The 18,242-nt window shown below is 33.7% G+C and carries 16 protein-coding genes; 5 read left to right on the top strand and 11 right to left on the bottom strand.

Translation table 11 applies throughout. The features are described 5' to 3' along the window. Positions 1–255 precede the first annotated feature (255 nt). The 7 genes from MY04_RS12200 to pbpC all read right to left on the bottom strand — a co-directional run bounded on the left by MY04_RS12200 (position 256) and on the right by pbpC (position 10,212). Positions 256–942 (bottom strand): hypothetical protein, encoded by a 687-nt coding sequence (locus MY04_RS12200; RefSeq protein ID WP_066210042.1) that lies wholly within the window; start codon positions 940–942, stop codon positions 256–258. Positions 943–1,077: 135 nt separating this feature from the next. Then, on the bottom strand, positions 1,078–2,220 hold the full coding sequence (locus tag MY04_RS12195) for an alpha/beta hydrolase-fold protein (RefSeq protein ID WP_066210041.1): 1,143 nt from the start codon (positions 2,218–2,220) through the stop codon (positions 1,078–1,080). Between the two features lie 68 nt (positions 2,221–2,288). After that, entirely contained in the window at positions 2,289–3,944 is a 1,656-nt protein-coding gene (locus MY04_RS12190; RefSeq protein ID WP_066210040.1) for a tetratricopeptide repeat protein, read from the bottom strand. A 17-nt stretch (positions 3,945–3,961) separates the two neighbouring features. After that, positions 3,962–5,257, bottom strand: a complete 1,296-nt coding sequence (locus MY04_RS12185; RefSeq protein WP_066210039.1) for a hypothetical protein — start codon at positions 5,255–5,257, stop codon at positions 3,962–3,964. Next, positions 5,241–5,972: a type III pantothenate kinase gene (locus MY04_RS12180; RefSeq protein ID WP_066210038.1), complete on the bottom strand. Its 732-nt coding sequence runs from the start codon at positions 5,970–5,972 to the stop codon at positions 5,241–5,243. Before MY04_RS12180 ends, MY04_RS12185 begins: the two co-directional genes overlap by 17 nt. Positions 5,973–6,078: 106 nt before the next feature. After that, positions 6,079–7,911 (bottom strand): cation:proton antiporter, encoded by a 1,833-nt coding sequence (locus tag MY04_RS12175; protein ID WP_066210037.1) that lies wholly within the window; start codon positions 7,909–7,911, stop codon positions 6,079–6,081. A 54-nt stretch (positions 7,912–7,965) separates the two neighbouring features. Next, positions 7,966–10,212 (bottom strand): penicillin-binding protein 1C, encoded by a 2,247-nt coding sequence (gene pbpC / locus MY04_RS12170; protein ID WP_158297681.1) that lies wholly within the window; start codon positions 10,210–10,212, stop codon positions 7,966–7,968. A gap of 266 nt (positions 10,213–10,478) precedes the next feature. Here pbpC and MY04_RS12165 point away from each other — a divergent pair, with 266 nt between their 5' ends. Together MY04_RS12165 and MY04_RS12160 are read left to right on the top strand one after the other, a co-directional pair. After that, entirely contained in the window at positions 10,479–12,119 is a 1,641-nt protein-coding gene (locus MY04_RS12165; protein ID WP_066210035.1) for a hypothetical protein, read from the top strand. A gap of 118 nt (positions 12,120–12,237) precedes the next feature. Next, complete coding sequence (locus MY04_RS12160; protein ID WP_066210034.1) at positions 12,238–13,509, top strand: Glu/Leu/Phe/Val family dehydrogenase; 1,272 nt, start codon at positions 12,238–12,240, stop codon at positions 13,507–13,509. 54 nt (positions 13,510–13,563) lie between these two features. Here the strand turns inward: MY04_RS12160 and MY04_RS12155 are convergent, their stop codons facing one another. Beyond that, entirely contained in the window at positions 13,564–14,709 is a 1,146-nt protein-coding gene (locus MY04_RS12155) for a DUF4421 family protein (RefSeq protein ID WP_066210033.1), read from the bottom strand. Positions 14,710–14,853: 144 nt separating this feature from the next. Between MY04_RS12155 and MY04_RS12150 the strand changes: the two genes are divergently transcribed. The 3 genes from MY04_RS12150 (at position 14,854) to MY04_RS12140 (ending at position 16,664) form a co-directional block, all read left to right on the top strand. After that, positions 14,854–15,477 carry a peroxiredoxin-like family protein gene (locus tag MY04_RS12150; protein ID WP_066210032.1) on the top strand — a complete coding sequence of 208 codons (624 nt, stop codon included), beginning with the start codon at positions 14,854–14,856 and terminating at the stop codon, positions 15,475–15,477. A gap of 15 nt (positions 15,478–15,492) precedes the next feature. Continuing rightward, positions 15,493–15,831 (top strand): hypothetical protein, encoded by a 339-nt coding sequence (locus MY04_RS12145; RefSeq protein ID WP_066210031.1) that lies wholly within the window; start codon positions 15,493–15,495, stop codon positions 15,829–15,831. Positions 15,832–15,914: 83 nt separating this feature from the next. Continuing rightward, a complete protein-coding gene (locus tag MY04_RS12140; RefSeq protein WP_066210030.1) occupies positions 15,915–16,664 on the top strand; it encodes a cytidylate kinase-like family protein in 750 nt (249 codons plus the stop codon). A gap of 223 nt (positions 16,665–16,887) precedes the next feature. Here MY04_RS12140 and MY04_RS12135 read toward each other — a convergent pair whose 3' ends face one another. From MY04_RS12135 to ccsA, 3 genes are read right to left on the bottom strand one after another with little or no spacing between them, the layout of a single operon-like run. Further along, positions 16,888–17,301 (bottom strand): cytochrome c maturation protein CcmE domain-containing protein, encoded by a 414-nt coding sequence (locus tag MY04_RS12135; RefSeq protein ID WP_066210029.1) that lies wholly within the window; start codon positions 17,299–17,301, stop codon positions 16,888–16,890. 6 nt (positions 17,302–17,307) lie between these two features. Then, positions 17,308–17,559 (bottom strand): CcmD family protein, encoded by a 252-nt coding sequence (locus tag MY04_RS12130; RefSeq protein WP_044221421.1) that lies wholly within the window; start codon positions 17,557–17,559, stop codon positions 17,308–17,310. A gap of 10 nt (positions 17,560–17,569) precedes the next feature. Beyond that, positions 17,570–18,235, bottom strand: coding sequence for a cytochrome c biogenesis protein CcsA (gene ccsA, locus MY04_RS12125; protein ID WP_066210028.1), 666 nt, complete (start codon positions 18,233–18,235; stop codon positions 17,570–17,572). Positions 18,236–18,242: the final 7 nt, after the last annotated feature.

Below are 18,242 nucleotides of genomic sequence, written 5' to 3'. Positions count from 1 at the left end.
GTTGATTCGATCTGAGGCTTTTTTTTATTCTTCCGATTTATCCGTTAAATCTTAAGCCCAAGCTTAATCCAAAGATATTGTAAAACCCTCCAGAATATTGATGTGTTGATATATAACTCATAGGCATTGTCCAATGTATATATTTACAGAAGGAGTAACGTGAGGGATATTTAAACCATATAATAAAGGGTAGAGCAAAAAAAAAGTCTATCAAAATCACTTTTGATAGACTCTCTTATGTAGTAAGCTAAGAAATTAAACTTCCACTTTCTTACCATTATTTTTTTGAACGATCTTTTTCTTCAATTGTTTGATCTCAAATTTAAGCATCGAGATTTCATTGACTAAGTCAGTGTATTCATTTTGAAGTTCAGATCTTTCTTTTTCTTTTCTTTCAAGATCAAATGCATACCATGATTCTGTTGGAAGAGTGGCTACGAAGTTATCGTAATCTTCTACTCTGTTATGGTAGAATGCAATCGCATACATTGTGTTTCTTCTTCCATCAGCAGGTTTAATAAACTTTTTGTTGATGGTTAACTTTACATCATTCTCTGTGATGAAAGAATAAGTATGTCGGCTATGATCAATCAAAGCAAGTTTTTCACCTTTATTGAAATAGTAATCTTTCTGATCTGTCTTGCTTGTAATTGAAATATCTTTTTTGACAATACCGAAAGCTTTTGTATGAGGCATTAAGTCATCTTTCAGCTGACTTATTGAATCTCTTTCATGTATCAATCTGATTTTTTGACGATCCAAACGATCGATCATAGTTTGAAGATATGCTGAATCTTCTTCAAACTTAATTAGAAGTACTTTTAGCTGTTCTTCTTTTTGGAATAGTTCTTTTTCTAAGCTAACAAATTGTTGACCGAAGGAAGAAAGAGAAGTGCCTATAAAAAGAAGAAAAGTAATAAATCGTAGCGTACTTTTATTCATATAGTTCAGTAGAATTTTAGTTTGTGATAATGCTTTAATTAATAGTCTTGCTAAATTGAGACTATAGTCTAATAAATTATACGTAAAATTACAAAAGTAGATTCTACTAACTTTCTATTTTTTAGATGTTTAACATTAAATATCTTTTTTTCCGAAAAATAACTTAATGGCATCAGGAAATCTCTTGGCCCAATCTCCTTCAGAATGTTTGGCATTTTTGTCTATCACTAAGAATAAATCTTTACCTGAAGTGTAACCAATAGACTTTAAATGCGATATCATTTTATCTACTCCAGGTTGAAGAATTACATCTACACCTTTTCCTCCATTATCAATATAAAAGATGACTTCTCTTTTCTTGTCTTTTTTAATAAGGTCAATATAATCGAATTCTTCGTACTTAAATGCAGGGGACATGCATATTGCTCCTGCATAAACATCAGGATGCTCCCATGCGATCATAAAGCTTACTAAACCTCCCATAGAAGATCCCGCTACAAGCGTGTGCTCTTTTTCTGGTAATGTTCTGTAATTCGTATCAATTAATTTCTTGATATCGGTAGCAAATGCCTTACGATAAATTTTTCCTTTCTCTGTCACTCCATAATCATCATTTCGGTCTTTTGTACAATAGACACCAACAATAATCATTTCTTGAAGTAGGTTTGCTTTACTTAATTGATCCACTGTTTCATCCACTTGCCAATCTACACCAAATGAACTTGTTTTTGGGTCAATGATGTTTTGACCATCATGCATATATAAAACAGGAAATCGTTGCTTAGAATTTGATGAATAAGAAGGAGGGAGCCAGACAATGATATCTCTATCCTCTAAACCTTTTATCTTGAAGTCTTTGAAATACTCTACATTTCCGGTAATCTGTCCTTTTGGTATCAAGTTACTTCCATCTGTCCAGTTATTGATGCTTATTTCTATGGTTGTATCTTTATCAGGCATCATAAATTCTAAGTTACCCCATTCGTTACCATCTTCATCAGCCGCTTGAAATTTCCAATCACCTTGAGTGAATTTATATTCTACTAAATCGTTAACATCAAAGGACGAGGAGAAAGTATAATGTTGACTATCAATTTTGCTCAACTGAATAGCTGAGGGATCCCAATTACCCAATTTTTGCTGATTTCCTGTAATAAAAATATCTTTTTCAACACGTTGGTTTAAAGTGATTTTCCAAGTAACCTCCGGAGAGTTTGATGTGGAATCACATGATGTCAAGCTTAAAAGGAACAAGAATAGATAGAGTAAGTATTTCATTTCAAAAAGTTTGATGTAAAAAAAAGCCCCATACAAATGTATGAGGCTAATATAATATGTTTATATCATTATGGACGAAGACGGATAGTAGTTTTACCACCGATCCAACATCCAACGTCGATAGAAGCACCTTCTTTGTAACCCTTAGCAGCTAATGTAAATACATCAGTTTTAGTAGGGAATTGCTTACGAGCTTGAGCAGCTTTAGCAGAGTTACCTGCTTTATTGTACATATCGTACGCAGCTAAGTAACAAGCTTTCTCGTGTACGTTATCTTCAGAAGAATCAAAACATTGTTTGAATGAAGTCATGTACAAGTCACCTACAAAAGTGTAAGCTTCAGGAGCGATGTTAGCATCATACTCAACAGCTTTGAAAGCTTGAGAACGAGCTTGTGCTTTTAAACCTTTTTTGCTGTATAATTTAGCAATATCGATAGATGTCTCAGCTTGTTTTGATGGATCCTCAGCATATAATTCGATAGCTTTGTTTTTCCACTCGATAGCTTTGTCTACATCGTCTCTCTTAATGTATTGACCTGCGATAACGTTTGCCATTGCAGCTTGAGGGTCGTTATTGTATACTACAAGTGCAGCATCTAAGAATAAAGGACCGTCAGTACATTTTTTACGGATAGAGTAACCAAAGATTTTCTTAGCAACACCTAAATCTTCTGGAGCCGCTTTGAATTTTGGACCTAATTTCTCGTTGATAAAGTCACAATCGATATTTAGCATACCCATGATATATTTATCAGCCATAGTTTGGATACGAGTCCAAGATTTGATATCTCTTTCGTCTTTTGCTTTTTCAGCTCTTTCTAAGCTTTTTTCTGAGATTTCAGAAATGAAATCGTACTCATCCATCAACCAATCTTCGTCATAAGACTTGTATTTTTTGAATTCAGGATCGTTAGTTTCAAAAGAAGCTTCTAATTCAACAAGTTTTTTCTCAGCAGCAGCTTTTTTAGCTGTGTACTCTTTGATTTGAGCATCAGTATATTGACCACCTTCGTTAGCAATTACAGAGTTTGCTGTTAAGATAGCAGACTTTTGCTTTTTAGTTTCAGGGTCTTTAGAGAAACCTTGAACTGCTTTCTTATAAGCTACGTGTAATTTCGCTACGATAGCAACATAAGATGACATGTTCGCATCATCTGTTTTATCAAAATCTCTTTTAGCTACTTTATTGTAGAAAGCATAGTACTCTGGTAACTTATCGTTGAAATCAGGACGATCTTTGTGGTATTTGTAAACGTATTTCGCTTTTTCAGATTCCCAATTATCAGCCTCACCAAAGTATCTACCTCTGTTGTCATAAAGTTCTAAAACTCTATCTTCGTAAGAAGTAAGAAGAGCCTTATCAGCTGCATCTTTTTTCTTTGATTCAGTTGACACTAAACCTTTGTATAATTTTAATCCGTAGATATAAAGGTTTTTGTGGATATATGGTGTGTTTGTGTAAAGGTAATTGAACGCATCAATTGTTTCTTTACCGTAATTCTTTGCTTTCATGTTATCAGAGAAGAAAGTATATTTCGACTTTGCCTCTTCAACATTTTCACCCCAACAGTATCCTCTGCTGTCACATCCTTTTTTAACGCTACCATCGGCAGCTTCTTGCTCTGTTAAACCGTTGTCTTTAGACTCGGCTGCTTCTTCTTGTGCTTGAGCAAAACTTGCTACTAACAAGAAACCTAATAGAAAAGTTGCTAACTTATTCATACTTGAAATTCGATTGATTAGTTGATTCGACGCCTTACGAACCAGCGATCATTGATTGTAACACCTATGTTTAATCTGTAGTGACGATCTTCAAAAGAGGAGGCTTGTTGAATGTCTGACCTCATCCACCCATACTCTCCTGAAACTGCCAAAGACGAGAATCCCATTGGGAACTCCACCCCGGCGGTCACAACATACTCTTTAATTTTTTCATCATAAACTTGGTACGGGGTTTCTCCATATCTAAATCCACCTCTCCAAGTTAAACGCTTCCAGTAACTCGATGCTGAAAAATAATCAGGTGTATATTCAATACCTACGCCCAATCTAAATGCGTCATAAAGTCCTTTTGTACCATTGTAGTCTTCAAATTCAGACCAGCTTTGTTTTGTGTAGTCCACAGCAATTGCCATTTTACCTACAATTTCATAACTGAATCCTAACGCTAATTCGGTTGGGAATGTTGCGTATTGAGAATCATCCACAATGATTGTATCTCTATTCAAGATCAAATCAGATGTTGATCTTGTTTGAATATCTTCTAAACGTTTTACTCCAATTTGTTGTTGGAATGTGTAAGTACCACCAAAGTTGATTCGGCTTCCTTTGTCTTTAGGCCCAAAATGCTTTGATATATATATACCAGGTTTATACATCAAACCTCTATAATTTAAACGAACACCTCTACCAGAAATAAAGTCAGAAGTATTGTTTAAAAGCTCAGTTTTTGTCACCTTCTCAATTACACCAACATTATAGGCTAATTCAAGACCTACAGAAAGCCATTTGCTTACTTTAAATCCATTACTGAAGTACACTTGGTTAATACCACCTTTTCCTTCGTTTTGAATGCCATAAAACCCTGTAGGTATTTGTGAACCATTAACAGGTGCATATAAAGTATCTGTTTGGTAAAACTTATAGCTTACAACACTGTAAGGTTTAAAACCAACACCCATAGTCCATTTTCTACTTACTGGGAATGCGAAAGTCATATAACTAAGTCCCCCACCATAATCTTGCTGCGTCTGACTGTCTGAGAACAAATCTCTTTGTTCTGCATACATACCCGCTTCGAATAAAGTAAGATTATTATAAGTTAAAGTAGCCGGGTTTAACAGGTTTGAATGACCATAACTTGCTAAACCTACACCTGTATAACCCATACCTTGGTTTCTAGCAGATGTAGAAGGTACAGGGTTACCCACTCCTAAAGCTGTAAAAGGAGCGTTTCCTTGCTGCGCATAAACTGTAGATCCAAAAGTGATCAATAACAGGCAGCTTATAATGATATTATTAATTTGTTTGTACATGTAATCTCAGAATACTATCGATTCCTTTGAGAACCAGATTTCGGTCAGCAAAGATGCTTGAATTTAATTTAGATTCAAAAGTATTTGCCATCCCACCACACAACAATGTATTAATTCCATCAAATTTTCTTTGATATTGTTGAATTGTCCCTTCGATTTCTGCTAAAAGGCCATTTACCGCACCAGACATCATACATGATTTTGTAGAATCACCTATTAATTTTTGGTCTAAATCCAACTCTTCTATAAGAGGTAAATTTGCAGTAAAAGCATTCATGGCTTTTAATCTTAATTGAACACCAGGGGAGATACCTCCACCTAGATACACATTATCTGCAGTTATAAGGTCGTAAGTAACACAGGTGCCTATATCTACGACCAAACAAGTTTGATTTGGAAATAACTCTCTGGCTGCGGCTACAGCAGCAATTCGATCTACTCCTAAAGTCAGAGGAGTACCATATTGATTATCAAATGGTAAATTCGTAGAGGAAGAAATTTCCAAAACATTGAACTGTTCTTTAAGGCGATTAAGTAAGGATGGTTCTAAATTTCCAACGCTTGCTAACCCAATCCATTCGCATGAGAAATCAACTAATGCATGAATAAGTTTAACGCTATCTTCAAAGACACGAACGTTGATTAATTCGTTGTCTTGAAAAAAGCCAACTTTCATTAAGCTATTTCCTACGTCGATGGATACCCTTCTGAACATTTTTATTATTTATATCTATCTAATTGATAATTAGTTGGATATACAGCCCAATTGCATATATACTTTGCTAGCGAAATTATTCAAAATTATTTCACTTAAATTAACCTTAACTCTGTTTTTTCACATCTTTAAACTCCAAATACACTATTTGATCATCCTCGTTTATTTCGTTTAAAGAATCGGTTACAGGAGTTACTCTTTGGTTAGAATGAATTATAAATATTGGTAAATCATATGTCGATAACAATTGAAAGGATTCCTCTTTATCATAATACTGACTTGATTTAACAATCTTTATAATATGTTTACGCCTTATAAGATTAGAGAGGGCTATAAAATCATATTTCCCTTGAAATAATAGGTGCTGAGGTTTTTGAAGTGCGTTTGTTTCTACTTCTAATTTCGAAGCCAATCTGAACACTTTATTCATGCCCAGTTCAGAAGAAACAGTTCTATTTCCAAGTATGTTGATTTCATTATTTGATGTTGTAGAAAACAACTGTCCATATCTAGAGAAATCTACTTCTTCTAAAGCTCCTTCAGATAGAATACTTCCTTCGTAAGTTGGAATGCCGTTCCTTTTAGCATTTCTAATATTATGTTCTGATGTATCAGACATCAAAACAGGAATATCAAATCGATGAAGAATTTTAGCAATGAATAAACCTACCTCACTAGCACCAAGGAATAAAATACCGTTAGGCTCTTCTCTTAATACTTTTAAGGCTTTGGCAAGTGGTTTTGCTGTTAAGCCTTGTATTACCACCGTACCAATAATGATCATGAAAGTTAAAGGAAGCAACATTTTTGCTTCTTCTACCTGAATTTCTGTAATAGGTGCTTGTCCTGAAGTAAGTTTTAAAGTAAACAAGGAAGCAACACCAGCAGCAACGATCCCTCTAGGAGAGATATAAGAAATAAATATTCTTTCTTTCCATTTTAAACTAGTTCCTATTGTGCTACACAGAACAACAAGTGGTCGGATAATATAAATAATCACTATAAATAGTAAAACACTCTTCCAGTTGGCAAGAGCCATGAGATCATTTATATCCATCCTAGAGGAAAGCATCACAAATAAGAAGGAGATTAAAATTAAAGTAACATCTTCTTTGAAATGCATAAGGGATTTTAAGTTAGCAATCTTGGAGTTTCCGATAATCATACCGTAAATAGTTACCGCTAACAATCCCGACTCCGCATGTAAGACATCTGAAAAACCAAATGTGCCAATTACGGCTCCGAGGATAACAGTGTTTTTTAAGTGATCGGGTAGAAGTGCTTTATTTTTCAGCATTCTTATAGTGATGAAGGCCGCTAATCCACCAGTAAGTAATCCTGATAAGGTTAATAACAAGAATCCTTTTAGGGCAAAAAAGGTAAATAACTCGTTGCTATGTCCTGAAAGAATGAAGTCAAATATTAAAATTGCAGTCAAGGCACCAATTGGATCTATAAGAATACCTTCCCATTTAAGAATAGTATTTATTCTGATATTAGGCTTTATGTTTCTAAGCATAGGACCTACAACTGTTGGTCCGGAGACAATAATTAACCCTCCAAATAATAAAGCTATTCTATAGCTAAAGCCCATGATGTAATGTGTAGCAATTGCTCCACCTATTAAGGTGATTATGGTTCCAAAAATGAGCAATCTCCAAATTACATTTCCAAGGTTTTTTGTCTCTTTTAATTTTAAAGTTAAACCACCTTCAAACAATATTAACCCAACAGATAGATTAACAACATCAAAAAGTAATTCACCATGGAAAATTTTATCTCCATCGATAAATTTATGTCCATCGGGAGTGAAAAAAGTAGAAAAAGGACCAACCAACAATCCTATTAAAATTAAAGGAAGGATGGCAGGAACTTTAATTTTCCACCCGAGCCATTGTGCAAAAAAACCAAGCCCGATTAAAGAGGCAAGTTCTATCATTCTAATTGTTTGAAGTAAGAAACTATGTTTTTGAGTAGGGGAATTAACCACTAACTATTTAACAAATATATAAATCTCAGCGTTTCTTCCCTTATCATCTGTACATGATATTTTATTTTGTCCGAATTTAAACTGATGGAAAAGTGACTGTCCTCTCTCTATTTTTTTAATAAAATGATCGTTTACATACCAATAGGTGTAAGCGACATCCGGACTTAAATGAGCTTTCATTTCTAGCTCTGTACTTTTATCAGTAATAATATATTCTCTACCTTCTACAGGAGAAATAATTTGAGGAGCAACCCCAGTAATTGATGTCCTGCATTTAGGATTGTGCTGAGGTGGAGCATTAAATGGTAGATTGTTTTCTAAATAAAATGTCATCAATTCAACGGATGGATTAGCATATTGTTTTTTGATATAGCCACCTTCTTTTGGAAGACAGTCATGACAATAATAAAAGCTAGAATCTGTTGATACGAAATAATTTTTTAGGTGAGTACACTTTTCAGTATGAGAAACACCTGGAATAAAAGTATCGCTTACTAAATGGTCACAAAAGATATTTGGTACTTTTCCCGATGTAGCACAAACCTCTCTTTCAAAAATGTGTTCGGGTATATCGTATTCCCATTTCGAAATATTATTTCCCGTGTAAAGTGATTGGAATAATGAGAACAGTAAAGGAGTCGCCGTTTCTGCTCCCGTTAATCCGGGAACACCAATATTATTAAAATTACCACACCATACTCCAACTGTATATTCTTTATTGTACCCTACACTCCATGCGTCTCTTCGACCATAGGATGTTCCTGTCTTCCATGCGATAGGAGGGGCATGAAAGCTATTTTGATAATTATTCGGGAAATCAGGTCGTTTTAACTGACTCAATATTTCATAGATCATATAAGCACTTTCAGGGGTGACTATTTGATGCTTGGAAGAATCAATTTCAGCTGAAGTAAAATGTAAAGGAGTGTAAGACCCTTCTTGAGCAAATGCAGCGTACAATCCTGTTAGTTCGGTTAAATTTACTCCACATCCACCCAAAGCAAGTGATAAACCTAAACGTTTTTCTTGTCTTTTAATGGTATTAAAACCAGCATTTTTTAAACTATTGATTAGTGCCGGCGTACCGATTTTCTCTAAAATAGAGACTGCAGGAATATTAAGTGATTGCTTTAACGCTTCTGTAACTGTAACTTCTCCACGAAATTGTTCATCATAATTCACAGGACTGTAAGAACCAAAATCGTGTCGGACATCTAAAATTTGAAGCTTGGGAGTAAGTATACCTCTATCAAACCCTAGGGCATAGATAAGTGGTTTTAATGTTGATCCAGGTGACCTTAATGCTAAATTTCCATCAATTTGCCCCGCATTTTGATCATCATCGTAGTCTTGAGAACCGATGTAAGCAATAACATTATTTGTTTTATTATCTATAATTAAAGCTGCAGCATTGTAAATACCTAAGCCACTTTGTCTTCTAGAATATTTAGATATAATTTTTTCAGCTTTAATCTGTTTGCCCACATCTATGTTTGTTTTTATCACTTTATCTAGAGGGTACTTATTAATTAACCTTCTATTTAGATGTGGAGTAGTTCTCGGCATATTTTCTCTCTTAATATGAAGAGGTTCTAGAAGAGCAGAATATTTTTCATCATCAGAGATTATCCCTTCCTCATAATACCTTACAATCCATTTATCTCTTTCGCTCTTCAAAAACTCTTTTTGATGCTGAATACTTAATGAGGTAGGTCGATTAGGTATGATTGATAACATTGAAGACTCTGCTGTACTTAAAGCATTTGGATTTTTTTGGAGATAAAGTACAGTTGCTGCTTTTATACCCTCAATATTTCCTCCAAAGGGAATACTGTTAATATACATTTCAAGGATTTCATCTTTACTATATGTACATTCTAATTGATAAGCTCTAAATACCTCTTTTAGTTTATTGAGGTACGTCCTTTCTTTAGGTTCTAATAAACGGACGACTTGCATTGTAATCGTAGATGCTCCTGAAACTCGTTTTTGTGAAGTTAAATTGTAGAAAACAGCTCTAAATACTGAAATAGGATTAATACCAAAATGGTAATAAAACCATTTGTCTTCTTTCTGAGTTATAGCTTTAATAAAAAAAGGATCAACATCTTCCAGAGAACTATATAAACACCATTTATCTGAAGTATTTAACGTAGCACCTATCACCTCATTGTTTTTGGATAATATAACTTTACCATATTTGACCTTTTCAGGGTAGGGGAATAAAAAATGAATAATACCCCAACTCATGAATTGTACAATACAAAGAAAGCTTAAAGTTATAAAAAGTTTTCTAGCTAACTTGTTGATATTGATCTTTTTAAATTTAGATATAATATAATAAAAGTTTAAATTGATTTTTGTCATAAGTGAACTTTAACAATACCCAAAATATTGTTTCAACAAATAGAAATTGTTGTAAAAAAAATAAACACAGCTATATCGCTTATGTAAAAATACACAATTTCTAAACACCCAATACTACTTGATTTCATACCTCATTACTATCAAAACCTATGAAACGCATTATCAATATATTCCCAATTTTATTAAACTTAATTTTATTGATTTTAATACCTTCTGTTCATGCCCAAACTTTCGAGGAACATACGTTAAAGTTTCCAATGATGCATGAATATGACGGGGCTTACCAAATAAGTCAAATGGGAGATAAAGGTTTACTTGTCCTAAGAAATCGATATGCTGGTGAAAAAAGTAATGTAATATCCGAAATCCAAATGACCTATGTGAAGTCATCATTTCAAAAGAAATGGACCAAAGACATTTCTTTAAATCATTATGGTGATTTCAAGCTAAATACATATGATGATGAATTTGCTTATTTTTTAATGCAAGCAAATAAAAACAATTATCAAGTATTGAGAATTCGATTAGAGGATGGTGCTCATAAAGTTTTCTATTACAAAAATGTAGAAAAAATGACAGTCGACTATTTCGAAGCTCATAACAATGTGTGTTTCTTCGGAGGTCACGCAGAAAATAGACCAATTGTAACTCGTTGGGATTTAGATTCAGATAAAAGAAATATTTTACCGTCTGTACATCAAATAAAAGGTGGTTTGTATTGTATGGAGTTTGACCCCAAAAGTGATATGCTTACTGTAGTAGTAAAAGCTCAGATGACAAGTATACACAGAGGTTTATATATTTTGGACTATAGCATGGATGGATTAATCGACAAACAATATTTTGAAGAATTACAAAGAGATTATAATTATCAAACCTTTAGGCCTTATCACAATAGTAAAGGGCAACTTGTGATGTTGGGAACATATGGTTTAGGGAATTTATCGGATGAAACTCAAGGTATCTATTCAATGATCATTTCAAAAAATGGGTACAGAATGCATCCTAAGTTTTACGACTTTTCTTTCTTCAAAAATTTCTATAGTCATCTTGATGAAAAGCAAAAAGAAAAGAGTGAAGCAAAGTTTCATAAAAGAAGAGAAAAAGATAAGATCACTCCTTTGCGTTTAGAGATCATGCCTAATAGGTTACAGTTTATGAATAATCAAGTGGTGTTTGTGGTGAATGATGTCACTTTTATTTATCCTTTTAATGATCAAGCAAAATATTTGAGCGATGGATTTTATTCAAAGGCTGAAGTCCCAACTTATACATCATTTGTACAGAACTACGAGAATATGATTCGCCGTAAAGGAGAGTTTATTCCCATGAATCTTTTGGATGAAAAGATGAAAGATCATCTTCCATTTCCAATAGAATGTAATTTTAATCGTTCGTTTGCTTGTGGATTTGATTACGAAACAGGTGAGTTAAAATGGGACAATACTTATGTAACAAGAAATTTAAAAACAGAAATGCCAATTGAGTCAGTAACAGCTTATGCAGACAATAGAAAGGTGGCCTTTCTTCATGTAAATAGAGATAACTTTTTTTATAAAATCTCTGATAGATTAAAATATACTAATAATCTAAAAGTGGTATCTCTTCAAGATTATTCTCCAGGGAAAGAAGTGAAAAAGTTTACGAGTGGAGGAGTACAACATTGGTACAGTAATCATTTTATTTTTACAGGTACTAAAACAGTAAAAACATTGTACAACCAAAAAGAGAAAGAAAATTACTTCTTTTTAACCTGCTTATCTTACAGTAATAGAGTACTTTCCGAATAATTTTAAAAACAACTACTGATAAATTTTTACGTTTTGTTTGTTTATGTGCAACTATTTTTTGCTAATTGCAATTATAAATGTAAAAATTACACATATATAAACACACACACTTAAACATATGGGATATATTGAACCAGCTCCAATAACGGATAAAGAAAATCCGTTTGAGTCTATGATGGAGCGATTTAATATTGCTGCTGAAAAACTTGGTCTCGATCTAGAAACTTATGAAGTTTTAAAAAGTCCTGCCAAGCAAGTTATTGTATCATTACCAATTGTTATGGACGATGGCCATAAAAAAGTATTTGAAGGTTACCGAGTAATTCATTCGAACACGCTTGGTCCGTCGAAAGGTGGAATCCGTTACGACATGGATGTAAACCTAGATGAGGTGAAGGCCTTGGCTGCGTGGATGACATGGAAATGTGCCGTTGTAGATATTCCTTATGGCGGTGCGAAGGGTGGAATAAAATGTGATCCATCCAAAATGTCTAGTGGAGAATTAGAACGTCTAACGAGAGCTTATACTGTAAAAATGTACGAGATTTTCGGTCCAGATATCGATATTCCTGCTCCAGATATGGGAACGGGCCCTCAAGAAATGGCTTGGATTATGGATGAATATTCTAAAGCTCAAGGTAAAACCGTTCAAGCCGTTGTTACAGGTAAACCTTTAGTATTAGGTGGTTCTTTGGGTAGAGTAGAAGCTACTGGAAGAGGGGTAATGGTTTCAGCAATGGAGGCTTTAAGAAAAATGAAAATCTCTCCAAACGATGCAACTGTTGCTGTACAAGGTTTTGGTAATGTAGGCTCTAATGCTGCAAAACTACTTGCTCAAAAAGGACTTAAAATTACGGCAATTAGTGATCACACTGGTGCTTTTTATAATCCTGATGGGATTGACCTTAGAGAAGCAAGTGAATATAGAGAAACCTACAAAACACTGGAAGGGTTTACTGGAGGAGAAAAGATTTCTAACGAAGCTCTTTTAGAGTTAGATGTAGATGTACTTGTTCCTGCTGCAAAAGAGGATGTGATTAACACGAAGAATGCAGATAAAATAAAAGCAAAGTTGATTGTTGAAGGTGCAAACGGACCAACAGGAGCAAAGGCAGACAAAGCACTCCATGATAAAGGTATCGTTGTGGTTCCAGACATTCTTGCCAATGCTGGAGGTGTTACTGTTTCTTATTTCGAATGGGTTCAAAACCGTTTGGGATACAAATGGACACGAGATAGAGTAAATAGAAGAAGCGATAGAATTATGAAAGAAGCTTTTGAGAAAGTGTTTAAAATCGCTGAAAAACACAATGTATCTCTAAGGATAGCATCTTATATGGTGGCCATTACAAAAGTAGCGGATACCTATAAACTAAGAGGAAGTTTCTAGTTTATATCAAATGATATGAAAGGATAATAGGCAATATAGTTTATTATCCTTTTTTTATTTTGTTGATTTTTTACCTCCTGTAAAAATCATATGAGCTGTCTGATTGATCAAATCATTTACCCATTTCACAGTTTTATTTAATTTAGGTCCCATATTAAAACGATAACCACAGTTCACTTCAAAACTGGTAAAATAACTAATGGCTAAGAATTCTTGATCTAAAGCATGAGGTAATGCCGAATAGGTAACTTCTGTATTGGTCTGAAGAGTAATAAACAATCTTTCATGATTATAACCTGCTGAAGCTTTAAAGTCTAAAGCAGGTAAAAATGAAAATTGAGTGTCACTTCCGCTATCTAATGTAAAACCTTGATGTTGTCCACCAACTCCCACTCCAAGCATTGTTCCTATATAAAAACCTTTATATACTAGAACACCTGCCACCCCACCAATAACAGTTAGGTCATTCATACGAAGTTTCGTCATAGAACCATATTGTGATTCTGGATTTCTAGCAAGAGGAGGTAAAAAGGGAGTTAATCCTGAATAATTTTCTGAACGATATCTGATTTTGTAATAAGTTGTAAAGGCACTTCTCAATTGAATCTTTTTCTGTTTAAAGACGGCCTTGTAGCTGAATCGATTATTTGTAAACCTTACCGCATGTAAATTGATAGATCGAGTAATGATGTCGTCTCGAATTAATGGAGAAGGCTCCGTTTGAAGGCTGTCATATACACGAATAGAACTATCTATAAAGCCAGAATATCTGTAATATTCAGCATCTAAATACCATTTTTTGATAAAACCATCAGCACGTAAACGGAAAACACTAGATTTTCCATATACTCCTTCATCATATTGGGAATATGGAGTTTGAATACTTGCTCTTACACCAAGGTTACCAAAGGCAAAACCTAAACCAATAAGGTAACTATTGTTCGGTGTATATAAAATATCTTTAGGACGTTCTCTTCTAACAATTCCGTTATCATCGAACCATGTTTTAGGAGGATAGTTATTAAATAAAAGATTAAGCTTAGAATTGGAGAAGTAGGTACTGATACTCACTTTATCATTGATATGTCTGATATAAGAATGATCTATATACGACGAATCAGCAGTATTTTGAGCAATGACTGTTTTTTGAAATAGGCAGAAAAATAGAATCCAAAGAAAATGTTGATGATGTCGAGGCATTTATTTAAATTAAAAACAGAGCAATTGATCTCTGTTGCTGTTCTAAGTTACTTCAATACAACTTTTAATAAAAAAAATAGAATAGTTTTTTCTATCTTGTCATGTATTTTATAACTCATAATTAATTACTAATCACTTCAAACTATGAAACACTTTATCTTAACTCTATCAATCTTTATAGTGTCTTTATTATCGGCCTTTTCACAAAGTGTACCTAAAAGTGCAAACGATATCTCTCCTTTATTAATTGGTGAATATGTTCCTGAAGTTACTTTAAGAGATGTTGATAGTAACCCTGTCGATCTGAAAAAACTAATCAAAAAGAAACCCACAGTCTTAATTTTTTATAGAGGAGGATGGTGTCCCTATTGTAATAGACAACTTTCTGGATTAGGAGAAATTTCTGATTATTTAGTAAGCATTGGTTATCAAATTGTGGCTATTTCGCCAGATACACCAGACCATTTATCGCTAACTTATGACAAACACATGATGAACTATATGCTATTATCAGATAGTGATATGAAGGCCTCAAAGAAATTTGGTTTAGCTTTCGAATTAGATGATAAAATGTTTAAAAAGTTCTCCAATATGGGAATGGACATTGTCACAACTACCGGAGAAAAACATAATATGTTACCTGTTCCTGCTGTATTTTTTGTAAAGACGAATGGAGAAATTAGTTTTGAATATATTAATCCTAACTTTAAGAAAAGAATCAGCTCATCGTTATTAGTAACGGCTGCTGAAACAATGGGAAGCGAATAATTATTTGATTTAAATATGAAACAGTTAGACGAAGAAGAAAAACAATTAGGAGGAAGAAGTTTTATATCTGAAGATTTAGGAAGCTTTTTGATGGGACTAAAAAAAGGCGAGATCAATGACTCAAGATTGATTTACCTTAAAAGAGCAGGCTTTAGCTATGCAAAGCTTGCAGGTGCTTATCAAAAACAACAAGAATTGATAGAACGTTACAAGGAGCAGTTTATTAAAGACGAAAATCCAGAAATAGAAGAAGCTGTGCCTCCAATGGTAAATGGTTTAATTAATCCTTTGATGGTAGAGATTTATACATCAGAAGAAGAGTTAGGTCAGTATATTTTAAATAAGATCACTTAGTTTTGGTGATCATGGTCAGTTAAAAAATCTTTATAAGTGTGTAAATTACTATTAATAAATAACACATCACTAATTTTACTGTCATGAAAACCAATATATTAGATCAATTCCTCAGAAAACTGGAGTTGGATTTTGCCGGCTCCAGCAATGCTACCCAAAAGCGTAAAGGCGTTATTGTTACTATTTCTCGTGAATACGGTTCAGCTGTAAGAAAAGTAGGACAAATGTTAGTCAATAAGCTCAATCAAGAAAAGATTGGTTTCGAGCTTCTCAATAAGAAATGGATACTTATTGATACAAGTGTCATTCGTGATTTATCCCAAGAGCTTTCCTTAGACTACAAAGCCATCGAAGAGTATGTTCCTCAAGAAAAGAAAGGCTTAGTTGAGCAGATTATTCATTCCTTTAGTCCTGACTATAATAAATTAGATGGGCATCTAGATAAAGCTTTAGAAACAGTACTTAATGCCTATTTCGATAGAGGTAATGTCGTTATTTTAGGACGAGGTGCTGAATATTTCGCAAGTGAACTACAAAATGCTTTACGTATAAAAATCAATAGTACTTTTCAGTTTAGAATCGCACAAATAATGGATAACCATGGTTTGAGTTATCAAGATGCTAAAATGAAAATGCTCAAAAATGCTAAATTAAGAAATGATTTCCTTGAACATATTAAAAAAGGAAAGCCCGATACATATACCTCTGTTATTGATAGATCGAGATTAGACGATAATACACTTGCAGATTATCTCATGTCTTTTACAAGTGCTAAAGTAAAAGATATTAAAAGAGAGATTGATGCAAAGAAGAAAATGAAAGTTGTACACTAAGAGAAAACTTTACATATCGAGTATGGCAACGACTTAGCTAAAATTACTGAGTTAGACGAACTCAGGTGAAACAACACAACCAAAGAATAGATCGCAAAGACAACAGAACTAATCAACATTCTTCTTACAAACTTTTGAATTGGGAAAAATAAAGTTTGTAAAAAAAAAGGCAACTTAGATTATATCTAAGTTGCCTTTCTGTGTATATCAAATAGTTGATGTCTTACAATTGCTTCTCTTCGTATTTAGAAGGACACTTCATTAAAATTTCAGAAGCAAGGAATTCTTGTTCGTTCTTTGTACGACCAATAACCACCACTTTTTCAGATTTTTCGAAATCTTTCATTGATGCAGGAGGAGAATAACAAACTACTCTTCTCATTACATTTTGTTCATCAACAAGGTTGAAAGCAAGGTAATTAGCATCTTTCATAGGGTCGTATTGAATGCCGATTACATTACCTGATTTATCTTTTTGAAGCTCACCGATAACATGAACTTTATTTTCGTTACCATCAGCAGCTATTTCTTGAGCAGTTGTAAAATCTACATACTGACTAGCATCTCCTGCAGTAACGACTAAAATACTAATCATTATGGCAATAATGATCAGTCCGAATATATGTGACCTTTTCATAGTGTTTTATTTATCGTTAATCATTTTTTCTAATTGGGTGATTTTACGGTCAGTTAAGAATAAGTAAACCATAAATCCTACCCAAATAGCAGCAACTACAGCTACTACAACATAGATTTTTCCATTCGCATGTAGGGCATCTGCCATCTCTACACCAAAATTAGAATAATCTTTTTCCGTAATCTGAATTTTCTCTTGAGCACTTACAAATGTCAAAGAAAAAATACTTAATAATATAGTGTTGATGAACTTTTTCATTGTTCTTTTATTAATCGATATCTAAAATTTTATCCTCTGCTTTTTTCATTCTTACCCTTAATTGAGTAAACCAAACACCTAAGAGTGTCCATCCGATAATTGCAGGGTAGAATACAAGTCTTAAATTACTATCTGATTTATATTGATCGAAACCAGGGTTGCCTCCATTACCAGGATGCAAAGAACTTGTTAACCTAGGTAATACAAAGATAAGAGGTATGAATACAGCAAAGGCAAAAATGTTATAAATAGCACTAATTTTCGCTTTTTGATCATCATCTTTAAATGAGCCTCTAAGAATTAGGTAGGCAAAGTAAAAAAGTAAACCTACAGCGGCAGCATTTTGTTTAGGGTCATTACTCCAAGGTTCTCCCCATGTAAATGCAGCCCATATCATTCCGGTAACGATACCAAGAATACCAAACAGAATACCTGTATTGGTTAATTCAGAAGCCCATAAATCATCATGAAGATTGTTAGATCTTAGATATTTAATAGAATAAATCATTGCACCTAATAGGACTAAAATCATCCCAAACCACATCGGAACATGGTAGTATAGGTTTCTGATCGTTTCATTTAAAATGTCTAAACGAGGAACACTAAGTAAAAGTCCCCCTACAAGCGTGTAAAAAAGTAAAATCACAGCGGTGATTTTCCACCAAGCGCCTTTCATTATTTTG

Source organism: Flammeovirga sp. MY04, from assembly GCF_001682195.2.
Lineage (GTDB): Bacteria > Bacteroidota > Bacteroidia > Cytophagales > Flammeovirgaceae > Flammeovirga > Flammeovirga yaeyamensis.
This window is presented reverse-complemented; position numbering and strand designations above follow the sequence as displayed.